Source organism: Kamptonema formosum PCC 10802, assembly GCF_000332335.1.
Lineage (GTDB): Bacteria > Cyanobacteriota > Cyanobacteriia > Cyanobacteriales > Oscillatoriaceae > Oscillatoria.
The window spans coordinates 6,251,929-6,266,717 of sequence record NZ_KB235948.1 but is presented as its reverse complement, the minus strand read 5'-3'; the positions used below and the strand labels follow the sequence as shown (position 1 = coordinate 6,266,717).

The window sequence follows — 14,789 nt, the reverse complement described above, 5'->3', positions numbered from 1 at the left end:
CATTCGACAAAAAAATGGTATTTTAATCTTAGCGTTCTATGCGGGCAATATCCATTTATGCTGCATGCAAACATTACCATAGCTCGTTCCTACTGCCACAGGACGACCTTGCAGTTCTCCAGGCTCGACCTCAAAAACTGCAGCTGCCTCTATATGGTCTAACAGCTCCCCACTGTCGCTAAGCATGACGTTCATCCGATATTGGCCTGGGAGGAGTAGAAGCTCATCAATCTCGCAGATAATTTGGGCCTTCATATTGGGATCTTTCAAGTCTTTTGGACTGTGTGTAGAACTATTAAAATTTACCACAGGCTGACCGAGTTGGTTATAAAGTGTAAAGACACAGGATAGCCCGGGAAGCGTGTCTGTTAGGTCAAAGACGAAACGGGCGGGACGCCCTGTAGCTAAAGTAGTTGATTCGCCATCAGTGGAAATCTCCACTCGTGCAAGTTTGACTTTACCTTTGCCGCGTCGGTCCGTTCTCTCCAAGAGGTTGTGCGATACAGATTTTTCAAGGGTTCTCAGGTAAGCACTCACGGCTTCGTCCGCAGTGTCGTCAGCTAGTACAGTTCCCTGCTGCAGCAAAATACCACGGATGCAAAGCGCCTGCACCACTCCCATATTGTGGCTGACAAACAGCACTGTTCTTCCTTGCTTCCCCACATCTTCCATCTTACCCAGACACTTCTTCTGGAACTGAGCATCCCCCACCGCTAACACCTCATCCACCACCAAAATCTCTGGCTCTAAATGTGCAGCTACAGAAAACGCCAGCCGTACATACATTCCCGACGAGTAACGCTTCACCGGCGTATCTAAAAACTTCTCCACCTCCGCAAACGCCACAATTTCATCAAACTTCCTCTTAATCTCCGCCTTGCTCATTCCCAGTATAGCACCATTGAGATAAATATTCTCCCTGCCGGTCAATTCCGGGTGAAACCCAGTTCCCACCTCCAACAAACTCGCTACCCGACCTTTGATACAGACGCGACCGCCAGTCGGTTCAGTGATGCGGCTCAAAATCTTTAACAGCGTCGATTTACCCGCTCCATTGCGCCCAATGATCCCCACCCGATCGCCCTGCTTTATCTCAAAAGAAACATCCTTCAGCGCCCAAAACTCTTCAAAAGCTGGGTCAGCAATTTTTTGGCCAAACGGTGCTATAATTTTGCGCCCGAGAAATTTCGCCCCGTTAGCTATAACATCTCGCAGCGCCGTGTAGCGCTCCTGCTGCAGGTGCCCGATAATATATTTCTTCCCTAGATTCTCGACCCGAATCACCCTATCTGACATATTTTCGAGTTTTGGCTTAAATCACATCAGCAAACGTGCGTTCCGTCTTGCGGAAGTACCACACCCCACTGGCAAACAGCAACGCCACCAGCGCTAAAGATAGCGATAGTCCTGGCCCATAAAGCTGAACACTGCAACCCAAAATGGCCCACCGGAAGCCATCAATCACCCCCACCATCGGATTTAAAGAGTATAGCATACGCCAGCGCTCGGGCACAATACTGCTGCTAAAACCAACTGGCGAAATATACAAGCCGAACTGGACAATAAACGGGACAATATAGCGAAAGTCTCGGTATTTCACATTCAGCGCCGCCAGCCACAGTCCTCCGCCCATTGCAGCCGCAAAAGCAATTACGACAAACACCGGCAGCGTCAGAATCCGCCAGCTTGGAACAAAATTATACCACGCCATAAGCCCCAGCATAATTATCCCCGAAATCAGGAAATCCACAAAACTGACAATCACCGCAGAAGCCGGCACCACCAGCCGTGGGAAGTACACCTTGGAAATCAAGTTGGCATTGGTAATTAGGCTATCGCTGCACGCCGCCAGGGAATTGGCAAAAAATTGCCAAGGCAGCATGGCTGCAAACACTAGAATTGGATAAGGTGCCCCCTCCGAAGGCAACTTGGCTAGATTGCCAAACACCACCGTGAGCACCACCATTGTCAGGAAAGGCCGGATTAGCGCCCAAGCAATACCAATCGCCGTCTGTTTATAGCGTACCAGTATATCCCGCCAAGCCAGGAAGTAACATAGCTCCCGGTAGCGCCAGATATCTTGCCAATATTGGCGTTCTGTACGACCCGCCTCTATAATCAGTTCTTCGGCCTTCATAAGTTTTAACTTTTAACATCATACACCTGACAGCTTGCAAAAGCATGAGCCTGAACTGATAGCCGGTGGGTTTCATCCCAAGGATAAGCATTATCGGCAACCACTTGTGCCGCTGACAAGCTCATAGTGCCCTTTTACCCCCAGCTATGCGCCCGCGATCCTAGCCTTCCAGCAACCAAACCGGACACCCTCGCCGAGAATACCCAGAGCCGACATAATGCAAAATAAGCATTGCTGAACCCTGGGATTCCTTTGGCACCCATTATAGCAGATCCTCACCCGAACGCCCAGCCACCGAATGAACTGCAAAGCCTTCCACAGAAGTTCCGCCCGTCACAGCCGGGCACCCAACCACAAAATCGGTCTCCAAGCCAATCACGCGGGAGACAGCGCCGGAGAGGGCACCTGTTTAACCGGCACAGTAATCACAAACTCCGCTCCCTCCCCCGGAGTTGAAATACACTCAATCTGACCCCCATGCTGCTCGACAATCTGGTAGCAAATAGAAAGCCCTAAGCCGGTGCCGGCACCCACCGGCTTGGTCGTAAAAAAGGGATCAAATATCTTATCTTTAATCTCCTTTGGAATACCCATACCATTATCATAAATTGCAATCCAAACGCATTGATCGTCAGGGATTGGGCATTGGGCATTGGGCATTGGGCATTGCGAAGAATCTTTCCCATGCCCCACGCGCCATTCCCCACGCCCGATTGAAGTGCGAATCCGAATCGTAGGGGATGAGGCATGGCTCAGTGGGGACTGTTTTACTACTTCCCCACGCTCCTCGCCCGATGCCCCATTCCCCATTTCCAAAGCGTCAATTGCATTGCTGAGGACATGCATAAAAACTTGGTTCAGCTGCGCCGGATTGCACTCCACCGGCGGCAAATCTCCGAACTGCTTTATCACTTCTATTTTATCTTTCAGCCGGCTGTTCAAAATCACCAGCGTACTCTCAAGTCCTTCGTGGAGATCGACGGCTTTCACCTCCGCTTCATCCAGGCGGGAGAAGTTGCGCAGCGACAGCACCAGCTGGCGAATCCGCTCAGCGCCGTTTTTCATAGACGCGAGAGTTTTGGGCAGGTCTTCTTCCAGAAATTCCAGATCGAGGCTTTCTATCTCCTCCTGAATCTCTGGCTTTAGCTGAGGGGAGTGCTGCCGGTAGAGATGCAAAACCCTCAGCAAATCTTCCATATAGTCTTCGGTGTACTTGATGTTCCCGTAGATAAAACCGACAGGGTTGTTAATTTCATGAGCCACACCAGCAACCAGATTGCCGAGTGCGGACATTTTCTCGGTTTGAATCAGCTGAGCCTGCGCTTGCTTCAATTCTTTAGTGTGGGCTCGCACGGCGTCAATCATCTGGTTCAGGGAAGTCGTCAGCACCCCAACTTCATCCTCTGATGTCACCGGCACTTGCAGCTCAAAATTCGCTTCCTCAGTCACCCGTCGAGCCACTTTAGTTGCTTCTTCAATCGGACGCGCGATCGCCCGACTTGTATAAATAGCCAGACCAGCAGCCGTCCCAGCTGAAATCAGAAGACTGCCCAGCATAATTTTTGTTCCCAGAATCTCGGCTTCCCTATAGTCTTTGAACTCCTCCTCTGTCTCCTTATGAAAAGCTTCCACCAACGGGGATAGCTCTTGAGAGAGTTTGCTAAACTTGATCGAGACTTCGCTTTGGGAAAATTTTCTCAGCAACTGCTGGATTTCCTGAACTTCATCAGGCCGCAATCTAGCGGAATCTATTCGTTCCAGAATCGCCTCTATATGCAGGGAGTAATCATCGACCGTTGCCTGATAAGATTGCATGATTTTTTTTTGAATCTCGCAGTTCTTTACATGGGTGGAATTTTGCACATTTTTGGAGTACAAATTTAGAGCAAAAGCCGCTTCATTTGCCAGACTATCTGTGCGCGCAATAGCCGACTTCAGCCTCGCAGATTCCTCTCTCAAAGCAGTCTCATTGTTTCCTAAAGTAAGCAGCTCCAGTTCGTGACCTTTTGCGTGCAGCATGGAAGCTTGTAACAGGCTCAAAATTTTTGTAGCCTCATGGGCTTGATTGAGTTCAATTATCGCCTGATGTTCGTAGAAGTTTTCTGTCAGTCGTCCCGTCAAAGATCCCAAAAGAGCAATCCCGATAGAAAGGGCATAGCCCAAGCTGATTTTCTGCCGTATACTTAAACGACTGAACTGCCGCTTGAGCCAAGTTATAGCCGCTCTCTCCTGCGCAGAGTCGGTCGCAGACGCAGAGGGAAGCTCTATTTTTTTAAAGGGAACCTGTGAGTTTTGAGAGTGCATATCGATGAGGCTCCAAAAAATTGGTCAAACAATTCATTCCAGAAAGGAAGACCCGTTTAATGAGGGACTGAAACCCTGTCAGAGTAAGGATTCAGCACGCACCGCACAGCAGAGTTATAACCACGATAAACCTCCAGATGTATACGGTACTGCTTTTGGGCCGACTTCAGCAACTTTTGAAGTATCGCACTGCCGTGTAGAATTTAAATTGTAACAGAACTGACATTGGATAGGATAATTTGCTCAGCGCCTCTTTTCGCCGCGCCCAACATACTAACCAATATATGACTAATTCCCCAACACCGGCAGCCACAGACGCCCCAGCTGAGGCCCCCAACTGGCCAACCTTACTGCAACAGCTGCTCGACCGGCACTCGCTCTCCCGGGAGCAAGCCGCCAGACTGATGCTCGGATGGCTCAGCGAAGAAATCCCGCCGGCACTCTCCGGCGCTATTCTAGCCGCTCTGCAAGCCAAGAGCGTCTCGGCGGACGAACTGGCAGGAATGGCTGAAGTGTTGCAATCCCAGTCCGCCACAGCGCCAAGCGCCCCAATCCCAGCGCCCCTGATTGACACCTGCGGCACCGGCGGAGATGGAGCCTCAACCTTCAATATTTCCACTGCCGTAGCCTTCGTCGCCGCCGCCGCCGGCGTGCCGGTGGCCAAACACGGCAATCGCTCCGCCTCCAGCCGCGTCGGTTCCGCTGATGTCCTGGAAGACTTGGGCGTCAACCTCAGCGCCGGCAGTGAGAGGGTGCACGCCGCACTCAGCGAAGTCGGCATCACCTTTCTGTTTGCCCCTGGCTGGCACCCCGCACTAAAAGCCGTAGCGCCGCTGCGCCGAACCCTGGGAGTGCGGACGGTGTTTAACCTCCTCGGACCCCTGGTCAACCCCTTGCGCCCCACCGGCCAGGTGATTGGCGTCTTCGATGCCAACTTGCTAGTAACCCTCGCCCACGCCTTGGGGCAGCTGGGAGCCCAGTTCGGCATTGTCGCCCACGGGCGCGAGAAACTGGACGAGGCTGGGCTGGCAGATCTTACAGACTTGGCCATTCTGTCCGCCGGCCAGGTGCGGCGAGCCACCCTCAACCCGCAAGAGGTGGGCTTGACACCGGCCCCCACAGGGGAGCTCCGCGGCGGGGATGTCCCAGAAAATGCTGAGATTTTGCGCAATGTCCTGCAAGGAAAGGGAACGCCGGCGCAACAGGATGCCGTCGCTTTAAATGCCTCACTCGCCCTGCAAGTTGCGGGCGTTATTCCCCTGGAAAATCACGCCGCCGGCATTGCCCGAGCCAAGGAAATTCTCGACAGCGGTGCCGGCTGGTCAAAGCTTCAGCAGCTGGTTCAGTTCCTTCACAATTGAGAAAATATAGTGGTTTTCAGCTCGGTGAAGTGCGCATCAGAAACCGGGTTTCTGGGCAGCTCAGATTAGGATATTTAGGGCAGGCGGAACGCCTGCCCTAAGATTTATGCCTGGGAACGAAGAACAGGAGGATCTGCCTCCTATAGCAGCAGTCATATTCGTTAGAAGAATAGAAGCTTCGGCAGCGGGGGATCAAGGGAGGCCGGAATGTAGGTTTCCTCAATGCTTACTGCTATATAGACGTATGTACGGCGTCCGCCGAGCCTGAAGGTCTAATGTTCTAACCTAAGTGCATACTGCTATACCTGTCCGCCGGGGAAAAAGGAAAAGCCCCTTGAGTCCCAAAGTTTTAATCTCAAATCTAAAATCCAAAATCCAAAATCCAAAATTTGGAGGGTGCGGAACGCACCCTACTTCTGAACGGTCACGCCTGATGACGGCTCGCGAAATTCCACGACATCTTTTTTAATTGTTACCTCATATCGGCTAAAAAAATTCTGGCCGAGCAAGCCAATTTCTAGCTTCGGTAAAATAGTAACTGGAACATTCTGGATGACTGCCGCGCCGACTTGAATGGAAGCCACATGCCCGAGGGGGACTTGAAGGCCGGTGTCACTCGCCGTATCCACTCGCATCACACCTTCGGGCCTCACCCCCAGCGCCTGTGCCATTTTTGGGGTGATCGCCGTGCCGGTGGCTCCCGTATCGAGCAGCATCTCGAAGGTTTGATTGCCATTAAAGACGACATCAATCACCGGCGTGCCACCATCCCGGCGTTTGATGGGAGCTTGCACCATCCCCGGGGCAGTCGTCGGCACCACCGGTCTGGCGTTATTGGGGCACAGCTTAGTTAATTGCACTACATTGCCTTTTTTGTCGATCAGGAAACACCCCTCATATTCTTGCGCCATTGCGGCAGTGCCGGCGAGGCTAATTCCAGTCAGGTAAATCAGCGCAGTCAGCTGGTTTCGCACAGGCTTTCCCCCTTTTTGAAGGAAACTTTTAACGGTTAAATTTTAACTTTCAACTTTTTTCTTTCAGCGGGTGTGAAATTCTACCACATCTTGTTTAAAGGTGACGTCGAAATGGCTAAAAAAGTCTTGCCCCAGCAGTCCCATGTCCAGCTGCGGCGCGATGGCTACTCGCACGTCCCTCACCGCCGCACCGGCCACTTCAATAGAGTTTACCCTGCCGGTGGAAAATTTCACCCCTTTGGCGCTGGGAGTGTCCACGAGTAAGGCACCCTGAGGGACCACTCTTAATTTATTTGCCATCGGCGGGGTGATTACTGTACCGCTCGCTCCCGTATCTACAATCATCTCGAAGGTGTGCTTGCCATTAAATGTCACCTCGACAACCGCTGTTCCCGCAATGCGCCGTTTGATCGGGGCGCGAAACACTTCTGGGGCTCTCAGCCCCGGCGCTGCGGGGACGCGACCTGTCGCCTCTGCACCCGCCACCGGCTTTTTCCCACTGGCAATATTGCGCTGGTATTGAGCTATCTTGATTTTGGCTAGCTTGCAGCTCGCACTCGCCTTTGGCGCGGCGGAAAGCAGCGCTATCGCCTGCTGCCACTGGATGTCTACCAGCTGCCAGTCGGAAGCCGACTGGGCGGACTGGCTGATGATTTCGGCGCTGGCGGCTTTGTCCAGAGCCAGTTCGCAGGACTTTTGCGCCGCCGCATCATCGATCAGCTGGTTGACCGGCGATGCCGCTGGCTTCGGTTTCGCTGCTGGTGCCGGTGTCGCGGGGGGTGCCGGTTGGGCGCTGTTGGCGGTGCCGGTGGCGCTGCGCTCAGGATTTTCCCCGCCGCACGCCCCGCTGAGCAGCGCCAGTGCGCCCGACAGAAAAATCCCTGCTGCCCTCAATGGAAAAGGCTTGACCATGACCTCGATGTGGGGTATAATAACGCGCCGGCGAGGCACCTGAGATTGTCTTTATTTTCAGTATTCCCCGCCGCTCTTATTATTTAAACTTGTTTGGACGCTGCCGGTGTGCCATCCCACACCCCCCCGCCACAAGTGCCGCAGAGCTGCCGGCTGCCACCTCTGCGGATTTTAATCTGCCTTAAGGCATTCTGAAGGGCTCAGAGGGAGAAACAAATTGTGTTATAGCAATAACCCGTAAGTTTTCTCTCGTTCCCAGCCTGAGGCTGGAAACGCACTCTGGAGGCTCTGCCTGATTTCAACGGAAAAGCAGGTTAAAAGCCTAATAGCTTAGGAGCAGACAGTCAGTTCTCTCGTTCCGAGCTCAAGCTGGGAAGGCAATCTGGAGGCTCTACCTCGTTTCAAAGGAAAAGCAGGTTATAGCAGCAGTCATATTGGTTAGAACAATAGAAGCTTCGGGAGTGGGGGAGCAAGGGAGGCCGGAATCTAGGTTTCCTAAATGCTTGCTGCTATATAGACGTAGGTACGGCGTAGCGCTAACGCGCCGCTGCGCTAACGCCGGGCCTGAAGGTCTAATGTTCTAATCTAAGTGGCTACTGCTATACCTTTAATGATGCCGGAGACAGGGGCTTGCTCGCCCTGCCCTGCGGCGAGGAAAGGCAATGCAATCGGCGGAGTCTTTCGCGCTGTGTTCGCAGTTTTCCAGCCCGCCGCCCCGTGCCGGTGCTGTCGCACGCCGCAAAAAAACCCTATTATCCGGATGATTGCTTTACAAAATAGAAAGCGGCGGCTCGCGCCGGTCAGGCATTTGACAAGCGAGAGCAAATGTAAATAAAATAGAAAATATTAAATAAATCAGTCGGGCCCGACCCCTCACGCCCCGTCATGGCATAATAACGCTCTGGCACAAGTAAGAGTTTCAGTTTCGCTATGCCGCTCTCAAAAGCTCAACCGGCCCTTCTTGTTCTCGTGGATGGAAGTGTGTATCGCGGCTGGTCCTTCGGGGCTGCCGGCACCACCGTTGGCGAGGTCGTGTTCAACACCGGCATGACAGGCTATCAGGAAGTGCTCACCGATCCCAGCTACTGTGGTCAAATCGTCACCTTCACCTACCCAGAACTGGGCAACACCGGCGTCAACTGCGACGACGAGGAGTCCAGCCGCCCGCAAGTGCGCGGAGCCATCGCCCGCAACATCTGCACCCGACCGAGCAACTGGCGCTCGGCACAGTCCTTGCCAGACTACCTTGTCGAACACGGCATCCCGGGCATTTACGGCATCGACACCCGCGCCCTCACCCGCAAGATCCGCACCGTCGGTGCCATGAACGGTGCCATCTCCAGCGAAATCCTCGACCCAGCCGAACTGCTGTCCCTCGTCCAGCAAGCTCCCAGCATGGCGGGATTAAACCTCGTCCCCTACGTCACCACAAAAGAAGTGTACGAGTGGTCTGAACCCACCACACAAGTCTGGGAGTTTAGCGACACAGCCGGTCAGGCCAACGGCGACCGGCTCACCGTCGTGGCCATTGATTTTGGCGTCAAGCGCAACATCCTGCGGCGTCTCGCCAGTTACGGCTGCCGGCTGGTCGTCGTCCCCGCCGGCACCCCAGCCGAAGAAATACTAAAATACAACCCGGATGGCATCTTCCTCTCCAACGGACCGGGAGATCCCGCCGCCGTCACAGAGGGCATCGAAACCACCAAAGCCCTGCTGGGCAGCCAGAAACCCGTATTTGGCATCTGCCTGGGGCACCAGATCCTGGGGCTGTCCCTCGGTGCCGGCACCTTCAAACTGAAATTTGGCCATCGGGGCTTAAACCAGCCCGCCGGGTTGCGGCAGCGAGTAGAAATTACCAGCCAAAATCACGGCTTTGCCATCGATCCCGACACCCTCGCCCCAGAGGTGGAAATCACCCACCTCAACCTGAACGACCGCACCGTCGCCGGCATGCGGCACCGGTCGCTGCCGGTGTTCTCGGTGCAGTACCACCCAGAAGCCAGCCCCGGTCCCCACGACGCCGACTACATGTTCGAGCAGTTTGTCAAAGCCATGCGAGAAGCCCGCGACGCTGCTAAAGTGGGGTAAGGTGCACCGCCAACGCAGCCCAGTGCTGCCCTGCAGCATAACACTTAGTTGCCGACCTGCTGAATTTTACTGTATCTTGAGGGTGTAGAGTTTAGTGAGGCAGATAGCTATTGCCAAATAGGTCAGGCCCCGCGAGGCCGGAGAATACTTCGGTGTCAGCCCCCACACCCTCCGCCTCTGGAAGCAACTTGGCTAAATCAAGGCAATCCGCACACCGTCCGGTAAAGAGCGCCGCTACGACCTCTCCAGTTACTCCGGGGAGGGATTCCGCCGCCAAGGCAATATCACCATCTGCTAGGCCAGGGGCTGACAGCAGCCGGTGATTTGCTAACAACTTCCAAGTTTTGCTATACTTTCCTCAAGACTGTCACTATAGCCTGAGAACCATCCGGCAGGTGGCTGCTCTAAAAAGCGCCACAAAGCCCGAAACTCAAGGGGGAGTGGACTTCGCGCTAGTTCAATCGGCTTCTTTTCAAAAGAAAGTAAGCTTCAATCTGAACTGATCTATTGCGAGCGCGGGATTTGACTGTGGGAATGGGTTGATACGCCTTGGTTGAAAGATCCTCTCAGCTTCTGTATTTGTTAGCGACTGTCAAAGGTTGTTAGCAAAAAAGTATCGGTAAGTAGTATGCCATCTTTTCAGAAGAGAGACAGGTTCAGGCTAGTTCTCATAGGGGGGGTAATTGCCCTGGACCCAGGAGTGAGGACATTCCTGACAGGCTTTGACAGCCATAGGTTTGTAGATTTCGGAAAAGGGGACTTTGGCCGTATCGTCCGGCTGAGATCCCACTTGAATGAGCTACAGAGGTGTATGGCTAAAGCCCAAGACCGGCAGAAGCGGAGGATGAAACAGGGCGCGTCCAGTCTGCGGGAGAGCAAAAATTTAATCACAGATTCTCTGCTCACAGGCGTTTAGGCGGCTCAAAAATTTTTCACTGTCCCCATTGCGGATTTATGTGATCGCAAGACTGGAATGGCCATGTATGGGATATTCCTGAAAGCTTTGCGGGATAGCGCCTCTATCATTTTTGCCGGCCATAGAGCTATTGTTGCACTGTCCGACAATGCCCGGAACAATGTCGCGTAAATGTATCAGGATTCAGAATCTGGTGGATGAACTTCACAGGCAGGTGGCCTGTTACCTGATAAGCAACTACAGGGCAATCTTCCTGCCGACCTTTGAGACTGCCCCAATGGTGGCCAAGGCCAGTTGCAGGATGAACTCCAAGACGGCCTGGGCTATGCTGACTTGGGCCCAGTATCGATTCAAGATGCGTCTCAAGCACCTAGCTGAGATACGGGGTGTCCAAGTCATACAAGTGTCAGAGGCATAAACCTCCAAGACCTGTAAGCGCTGTGGGCATCACCATCCGAAGTTGGGTGGGTCAAAGAGGTTCAAAGGTCCAATCTGTGGGGATGAGATCCACCGGGACTATCAAGGTGCCTTGGGCATAATGCTGAGGGCTTTGCGGGAGACCGCCTCTGCGATCGAAGAGGGGAGTGCCATCGTGGCTTGAGGGTATAGGGATATTCAGTCCTGTGAGCGCGTTAATGTATCAGTAGACAAGATGCTAGAAAGACTTTATACTGAAGCGTCGATTTTAGGATGCACAGCGAGGAGGGAGCTATTGCTGAGCCATTAAACCTGACCGTTAGCCTCAGAGGCACACGGGAAATCAGGGACAATTACCAACTATTCCGACTCACAGGCTTGCTGGACGCCTTCTCCGAACCTACTTTTCGGAAAGTCCTCAGCAAATGTATCGAAGAGGGCCCAAAGCACCTTATTTTAGATCTGTCTCAGATAGACTTCGTTGACAGCTCGGGCTTGGGCGCTCTAGTGCAACTGGTTAAGAAAGCCCAAACCCTAGATGGAACATTACGAGTCGTCTCCAATGCTCGGGTCACTCAGACTGTTAAGCTCGTTCGCTTAGAGAAGTTTCTGTCCTTGCAGAATTCGGTTGACGAGGCGATAGAGAATATACAACAGTTGTGATTCAAGAAAGGGTGAAGACCTGTAGAGACCGAACATGTTCGGTCTCTACATTTGCGTAACTTGTTTGCGCGCAGGCGTCGCACCGGGGCTGTGCCCCCCAACTGCCGGCCCCAACTGCCCAAAGGGCAGCAGCACCCATCTTCGTCAGAATCGCCGCCCCAGGATAGAATAGAGACTGCATCCATGTGCAGACGCCAGATGTCGCCTATAAATGCAGAGATGGGACATATCGCGTCCGCACACACGGCCAATCGCCTTGGGGGCGCTGCGGGGAATTTGAGTAATGAAAGCGGGAACATTCCGGTTCTGCAAACAAGCCCAAATGAATGCCACAATGATTTCAGCAGGGGGTAGGAGGAGAATATCTTTAGCCAGCTGAATGCCGGAAACGGGATTGAAACAAGCGCTTGTACAGCCTAGAGACAGCAGCATGCCATCAAATCCAGATGAAAGTCCAGCGCTGAGTCTGGCGGATCTTTGGTTGCAGCGCCTGGAAGCCGGAATCCTTTCAGGCTCAAAAATTCAGCAGATCTCACCGGCAGCCCTCGCCTACTTGGGAGATGCCGTTTACGAGCTGTATGTCCGCAGCTGCTACCTCATGCCCCCCAGGCGCTTGCAGACCTATCACCACCAGGTAGTGGCCCAGGTGCGAGCGGAAACGCAAGCGCAGCACTTGCGAGCCCTCGCACCCCACCTCACCAGCACAGAATTGGAAATACTCCGGCGCGGGCGTAACGCCGCTACAGGACGCCCAAAACGACTCGATCCAGAGATCTACCAGCAAGCCACCAGTCTCGAAACTTTAGTCGGATACCTGTACCTTACCGATCCCCAGCGCTTGACCCAGTTGCTGGCTCAGCTGCAACTCGAGCCGGTTGGGGAGAAATAATTTTTTACACCGAACCGCCAAGACGCGCCTGAGGGACAAGAAATACATGGAACGAGAGGGGGATTTGATTCCTCGCTGCTTATTCTCTCGTTCCGGAGCTAAATCTGGGAACGATATCTCTCGCTCGGCAGAGCCTGTCGAAGACCGTGGCGGAAGATTTCAGCTGTTCAAATTTCCTTATTATCAGTCAGCGAGTTATCACTCTATGGCAGACAAACCTCAAAAGCCCCATCTCAGGGGCAAGCTGAATCGGGAGAAACGCGAGCGCCCTCAGGGCGCAGCTCCCAAGTCGAGCGGCGACCGGCCCGCTTTTAGGGGCGACCGGCCCGCTTCTAGGGGCGACCGGCCCGCTTTCCGGGGCGACCGGCCCGCTTCTCGCGGCGACCGGCCCGAGTCTCGCGGGCCAAAAGCCGGCCTGGGAGCGGCAACGCCCAAGCGGACGGTAGCGCAGCGGTCTGTTTCCCGCGCCCCAGCACCGGCAGCCCCAGCTCCTGAAGAAGAGACAGACTTGATCTACGGACGCCACACCGTCCTGGCAGCCCTGGAAAATCACCGCCAGCTCAACCGGATTTGGATTGCCGAGCAGTTGCGCTACGCCCCCCACTTTCACGATTTGCTGATCGAGGCAAAGGAAAATGGCGCATTTATTGATGAGGTCGATTATGCACGCCTCGACCAAATCACCCACAGGGCCAATCACCAGGGCGTCGCGGCGCAAGTCGCCCCCTACGCCTACTGGGATCTCGGGGATCTGATCTCGCAGGCCAAGTCCTCTGGCGAGCATCCTGTGATTGTTGTCGCTGATGGCATTACCGATCCCCACAACCTGGGCGCGATAGTTCGCACCGCCGAGGCGATGGGGGCTCAGGGGCTGCTGATCCCGCAGCGCCGGTCTGCCGGTGTCACCTCTACAGTGATGAAAGTGGCGGCGGGAGCTTTAGAAAATCTTCCAGTGGCGAGGGTTGTCAATCTTTCGCGAGCGTTGGAAGAATTGAAGGAAGCTGGCTTCTGGATCTACGGCACCGCAACCAACGCCAGCAAACCCGTGCACACCATTCAGTTCACTGGCCCGACCGCTCTGGTCGTGGGCTCTGAAGGTGAGGGTTTGAGCCTTTTGATACAGCGCAACTGCGATGTTTTGGTTTCTATTCCTTTACAGGGAAAGACTCCCAGTCTGAATGTCTCTGTTGCCACCGGCATGGCCCTGTATGAAATCTGTCGCCAGCGCTGGTCCGCGACGCGGTATGTGGAGCTCGATAGCGCCGGTGCAACTAACCCATTGAAAACAGAAAAAGCGACAGACTGCAGCAAAGTGTAAAGCTCCCCAGCGGGGCGAAGCATTGGGGCAATCGATCTCTGCCTCTGAGGCGCACACTGACTCGCCGCAATGTTTCGCTCCTCCAACCCGCGCCCCACTCGCTCACCTCTCGCTCGGGCAAAGCTTATGAAAGAACTTTTGATTAGCTCCCTTAATACTTTCGGGTTGGCTTACTGGATTGAGATTGTCACCGAAACCCCCCACTGCACCTACTACTTTGGCCCGTTCTTGACTGAACAAGAAGCCCTAGAGGCCAAGCCTGGATATATTGAAGACCTCCAGCAAGAAGGCGCTCAGTGTGTCAGTGTCGTTACTAAGCGCTGCCAGCCCCGCAATCTCACCGTCTACGATGAAGTCGAGGAAACGTTTAAACGCCGCAATCTCCGGAATTTCAGCCCCCAGCCCTAGCCGCAAGCGCCGCTCCTCATGCCGGCACTCCCTCCCGGAAATCTGAAAACTATTTAACCGTCAACCGAAAAGTTTTGCCGGCTTAAAATCCTCCTCTAGAACATGGTTAGCTTTGAAAATTCCAAACTTTCCGGATGAAAAGTTTAAAGACGCCTCCGGGGGGAGGGGGAATTGAAAAATAGGCACTCGGTCGCTACGGGGACAATAATTAAACTGTTTACCCGGAAAATAAATCAGTTTACACGCGGCAACTACGGCGATACAAGCACTTAAGCTATGAAAATTTTATAAAATCCGCTTGAATACTTTCGAGGTGGCCCGGGGGCGGGGGGAATAGAAAAATAGGCACTCGGTCGCGCCCGGGGCTGTTTCAAACTGTTTAACCGTAAATTACGTTATTTA

General features: G+C 53.7%; 12 protein-coding genes and 3 pseudogenes. 10 read left to right on the top strand and 5 right to left on the bottom strand.

Features of this window, described 5'->3' with window-relative positions:
* Nucleotides 1-36 precede the first annotated feature (36 nt).
* The 3 genes from OSC10802_RS0127615 to OSC10802_RS0127605 all read right to left on the bottom strand — a co-directional run bounded on the left by OSC10802_RS0127615 (nucleotide 37) and on the right by OSC10802_RS0127605 (nucleotide 4,441).
* On the bottom strand, nucleotides 37-1,296 hold the full coding sequence (locus OSC10802_RS0127615) for an ABC transporter ATP-binding protein (protein ID WP_017720016.1): 1,260 nt from the start codon (nucleotides 1,294-1,296) through the stop codon (nucleotides 37-39).
* A gap of 16 nt (nucleotides 1,297-1,312) precedes the next feature.
* Nucleotides 1,313-2,137 (bottom strand): ABC transporter permease, encoded by an 825-nt coding sequence (locus OSC10802_RS0127610; RefSeq protein WP_017720015.1) that lies wholly within the window; start codon nucleotides 2,135-2,137, stop codon nucleotides 1,313-1,315.
* A 375-nt stretch (nucleotides 2,138-2,512) separates the two neighbouring features.
* Entirely contained in the window at nucleotides 2,513-4,441 is a 1,929-nt protein-coding gene (locus OSC10802_RS0127605) for a sensor histidine kinase (RefSeq protein ID WP_017720014.1), read from the bottom strand.
* A 284-nt stretch (nucleotides 4,442-4,725) separates the two neighbouring features.
* On the opposite strand from OSC10802_RS0127605, the gene trpD reads away from it, so the two are divergent.
* The gene (trpD, locus tag OSC10802_RS0127600) at nucleotides 4,726-5,802 is read left to right on the top strand and encodes an anthranilate phosphoribosyltransferase (RefSeq protein ID WP_026098876.1); all 1,077 of its coding nucleotides are present in this window, start codon (nucleotides 4,726-4,728) and stop codon (nucleotides 5,800-5,802) included.
* Nucleotides 5,803-6,212: 410 nt separating this feature from the next.
* Here trpD and OSC10802_RS42095 read toward each other — a convergent pair whose 3' ends face one another.
* Nucleotides 6,213-6,776: a retropepsin-like aspartic protease family protein gene (locus OSC10802_RS42095; RefSeq protein WP_017720012.1), complete on the bottom strand. Its 564-nt coding sequence runs from the start codon at nucleotides 6,774-6,776 to the stop codon at nucleotides 6,213-6,215.
* A gap of 63 nt (nucleotides 6,777-6,839) precedes the next feature.
* Nucleotides 6,840-7,688, bottom strand: coding sequence for a retropepsin-like aspartic protease family protein (locus OSC10802_RS0127590; RefSeq protein WP_026098875.1), 849 nt, complete (start codon nucleotides 7,686-7,688; stop codon nucleotides 6,840-6,842).
* Between the two features lie 589 nt (nucleotides 7,689-8,277).
* Here OSC10802_RS0127590 and OSC10802_RS51260 point away from each other — a divergent pair.
* The 9 genes and pseudogenes from OSC10802_RS51260 to OSC10802_RS0127545 all read left to right on the top strand — a co-directional run bounded on the left by OSC10802_RS51260 (nucleotide 8,278) and on the right by OSC10802_RS0127545 (nucleotide 14,387).
* Nucleotides 8,278-8,523: a hypothetical protein gene (locus OSC10802_RS51260; RefSeq protein WP_155968461.1), complete on the top strand. Its 246-nt coding sequence runs from the start codon at nucleotides 8,278-8,280 to the stop codon at nucleotides 8,521-8,523.
* 95 nt (nucleotides 8,524-8,618) lie between these two features.
* Nucleotides 8,619-9,776 (top strand): glutamine-hydrolyzing carbamoyl-phosphate synthase small subunit, encoded by a 1,158-nt coding sequence (gene carA, locus OSC10802_RS0127585; protein ID WP_017720010.1) that lies wholly within the window; start codon nucleotides 8,619-8,621, stop codon nucleotides 9,774-9,776.
* Nucleotides 9,777-9,897: 121 nt separating this feature from the next.
* Nucleotides 9,898-10,035, top strand: a pseudogene (locus tag OSC10802_RS56760) (MerR family DNA-binding transcriptional regulator); the annotation flags it as partial.
* 441 nt (nucleotides 10,036-10,476) lie between these two features.
* A pseudogene (locus tag OSC10802_RS54940) lies at nucleotides 10,477-10,863 on the top strand (hypothetical protein).
* Between the two features lie 7 nt (nucleotides 10,864-10,870).
* Nucleotides 10,871-11,293, top strand: a pseudogene (locus OSC10802_RS48045) (zinc ribbon domain-containing protein); the annotation flags it as partial.
* An 89-nt stretch (nucleotides 11,294-11,382) separates the two neighbouring features.
* Nucleotides 11,383-11,772, top strand: coding sequence for an STAS domain-containing protein (locus OSC10802_RS0127560; protein WP_017720008.1), 390 nt, complete (start codon nucleotides 11,383-11,385; stop codon nucleotides 11,770-11,772).
* A 430-nt stretch (nucleotides 11,773-12,202) separates the two neighbouring features.
* Nucleotides 12,203-12,661 (top strand): Mini-ribonuclease 3, encoded by a 459-nt coding sequence (locus OSC10802_RS0127555; protein ID WP_026098872.1) that lies wholly within the window; start codon nucleotides 12,203-12,205, stop codon nucleotides 12,659-12,661.
* Between the two features lie 205 nt (nucleotides 12,662-12,866).
* Nucleotides 12,867-13,979, top strand: a complete 1,113-nt coding sequence (rlmB, locus tag OSC10802_RS0127550; RefSeq protein WP_044171694.1) for a 23S rRNA (guanosine(2251)-2'-O)-methyltransferase RlmB — start codon at nucleotides 12,867-12,869, stop codon at nucleotides 13,977-13,979.
* A 126-nt stretch (nucleotides 13,980-14,105) separates the two neighbouring features.
* On the top strand, nucleotides 14,106-14,387 hold the full coding sequence (locus OSC10802_RS0127545; protein WP_017720005.1) for a DUF1816 domain-containing protein: 282 nt from the start codon (nucleotides 14,106-14,108) through the stop codon (nucleotides 14,385-14,387).
* Nucleotides 14,388-14,789 lie beyond the last annotated feature (402 nt).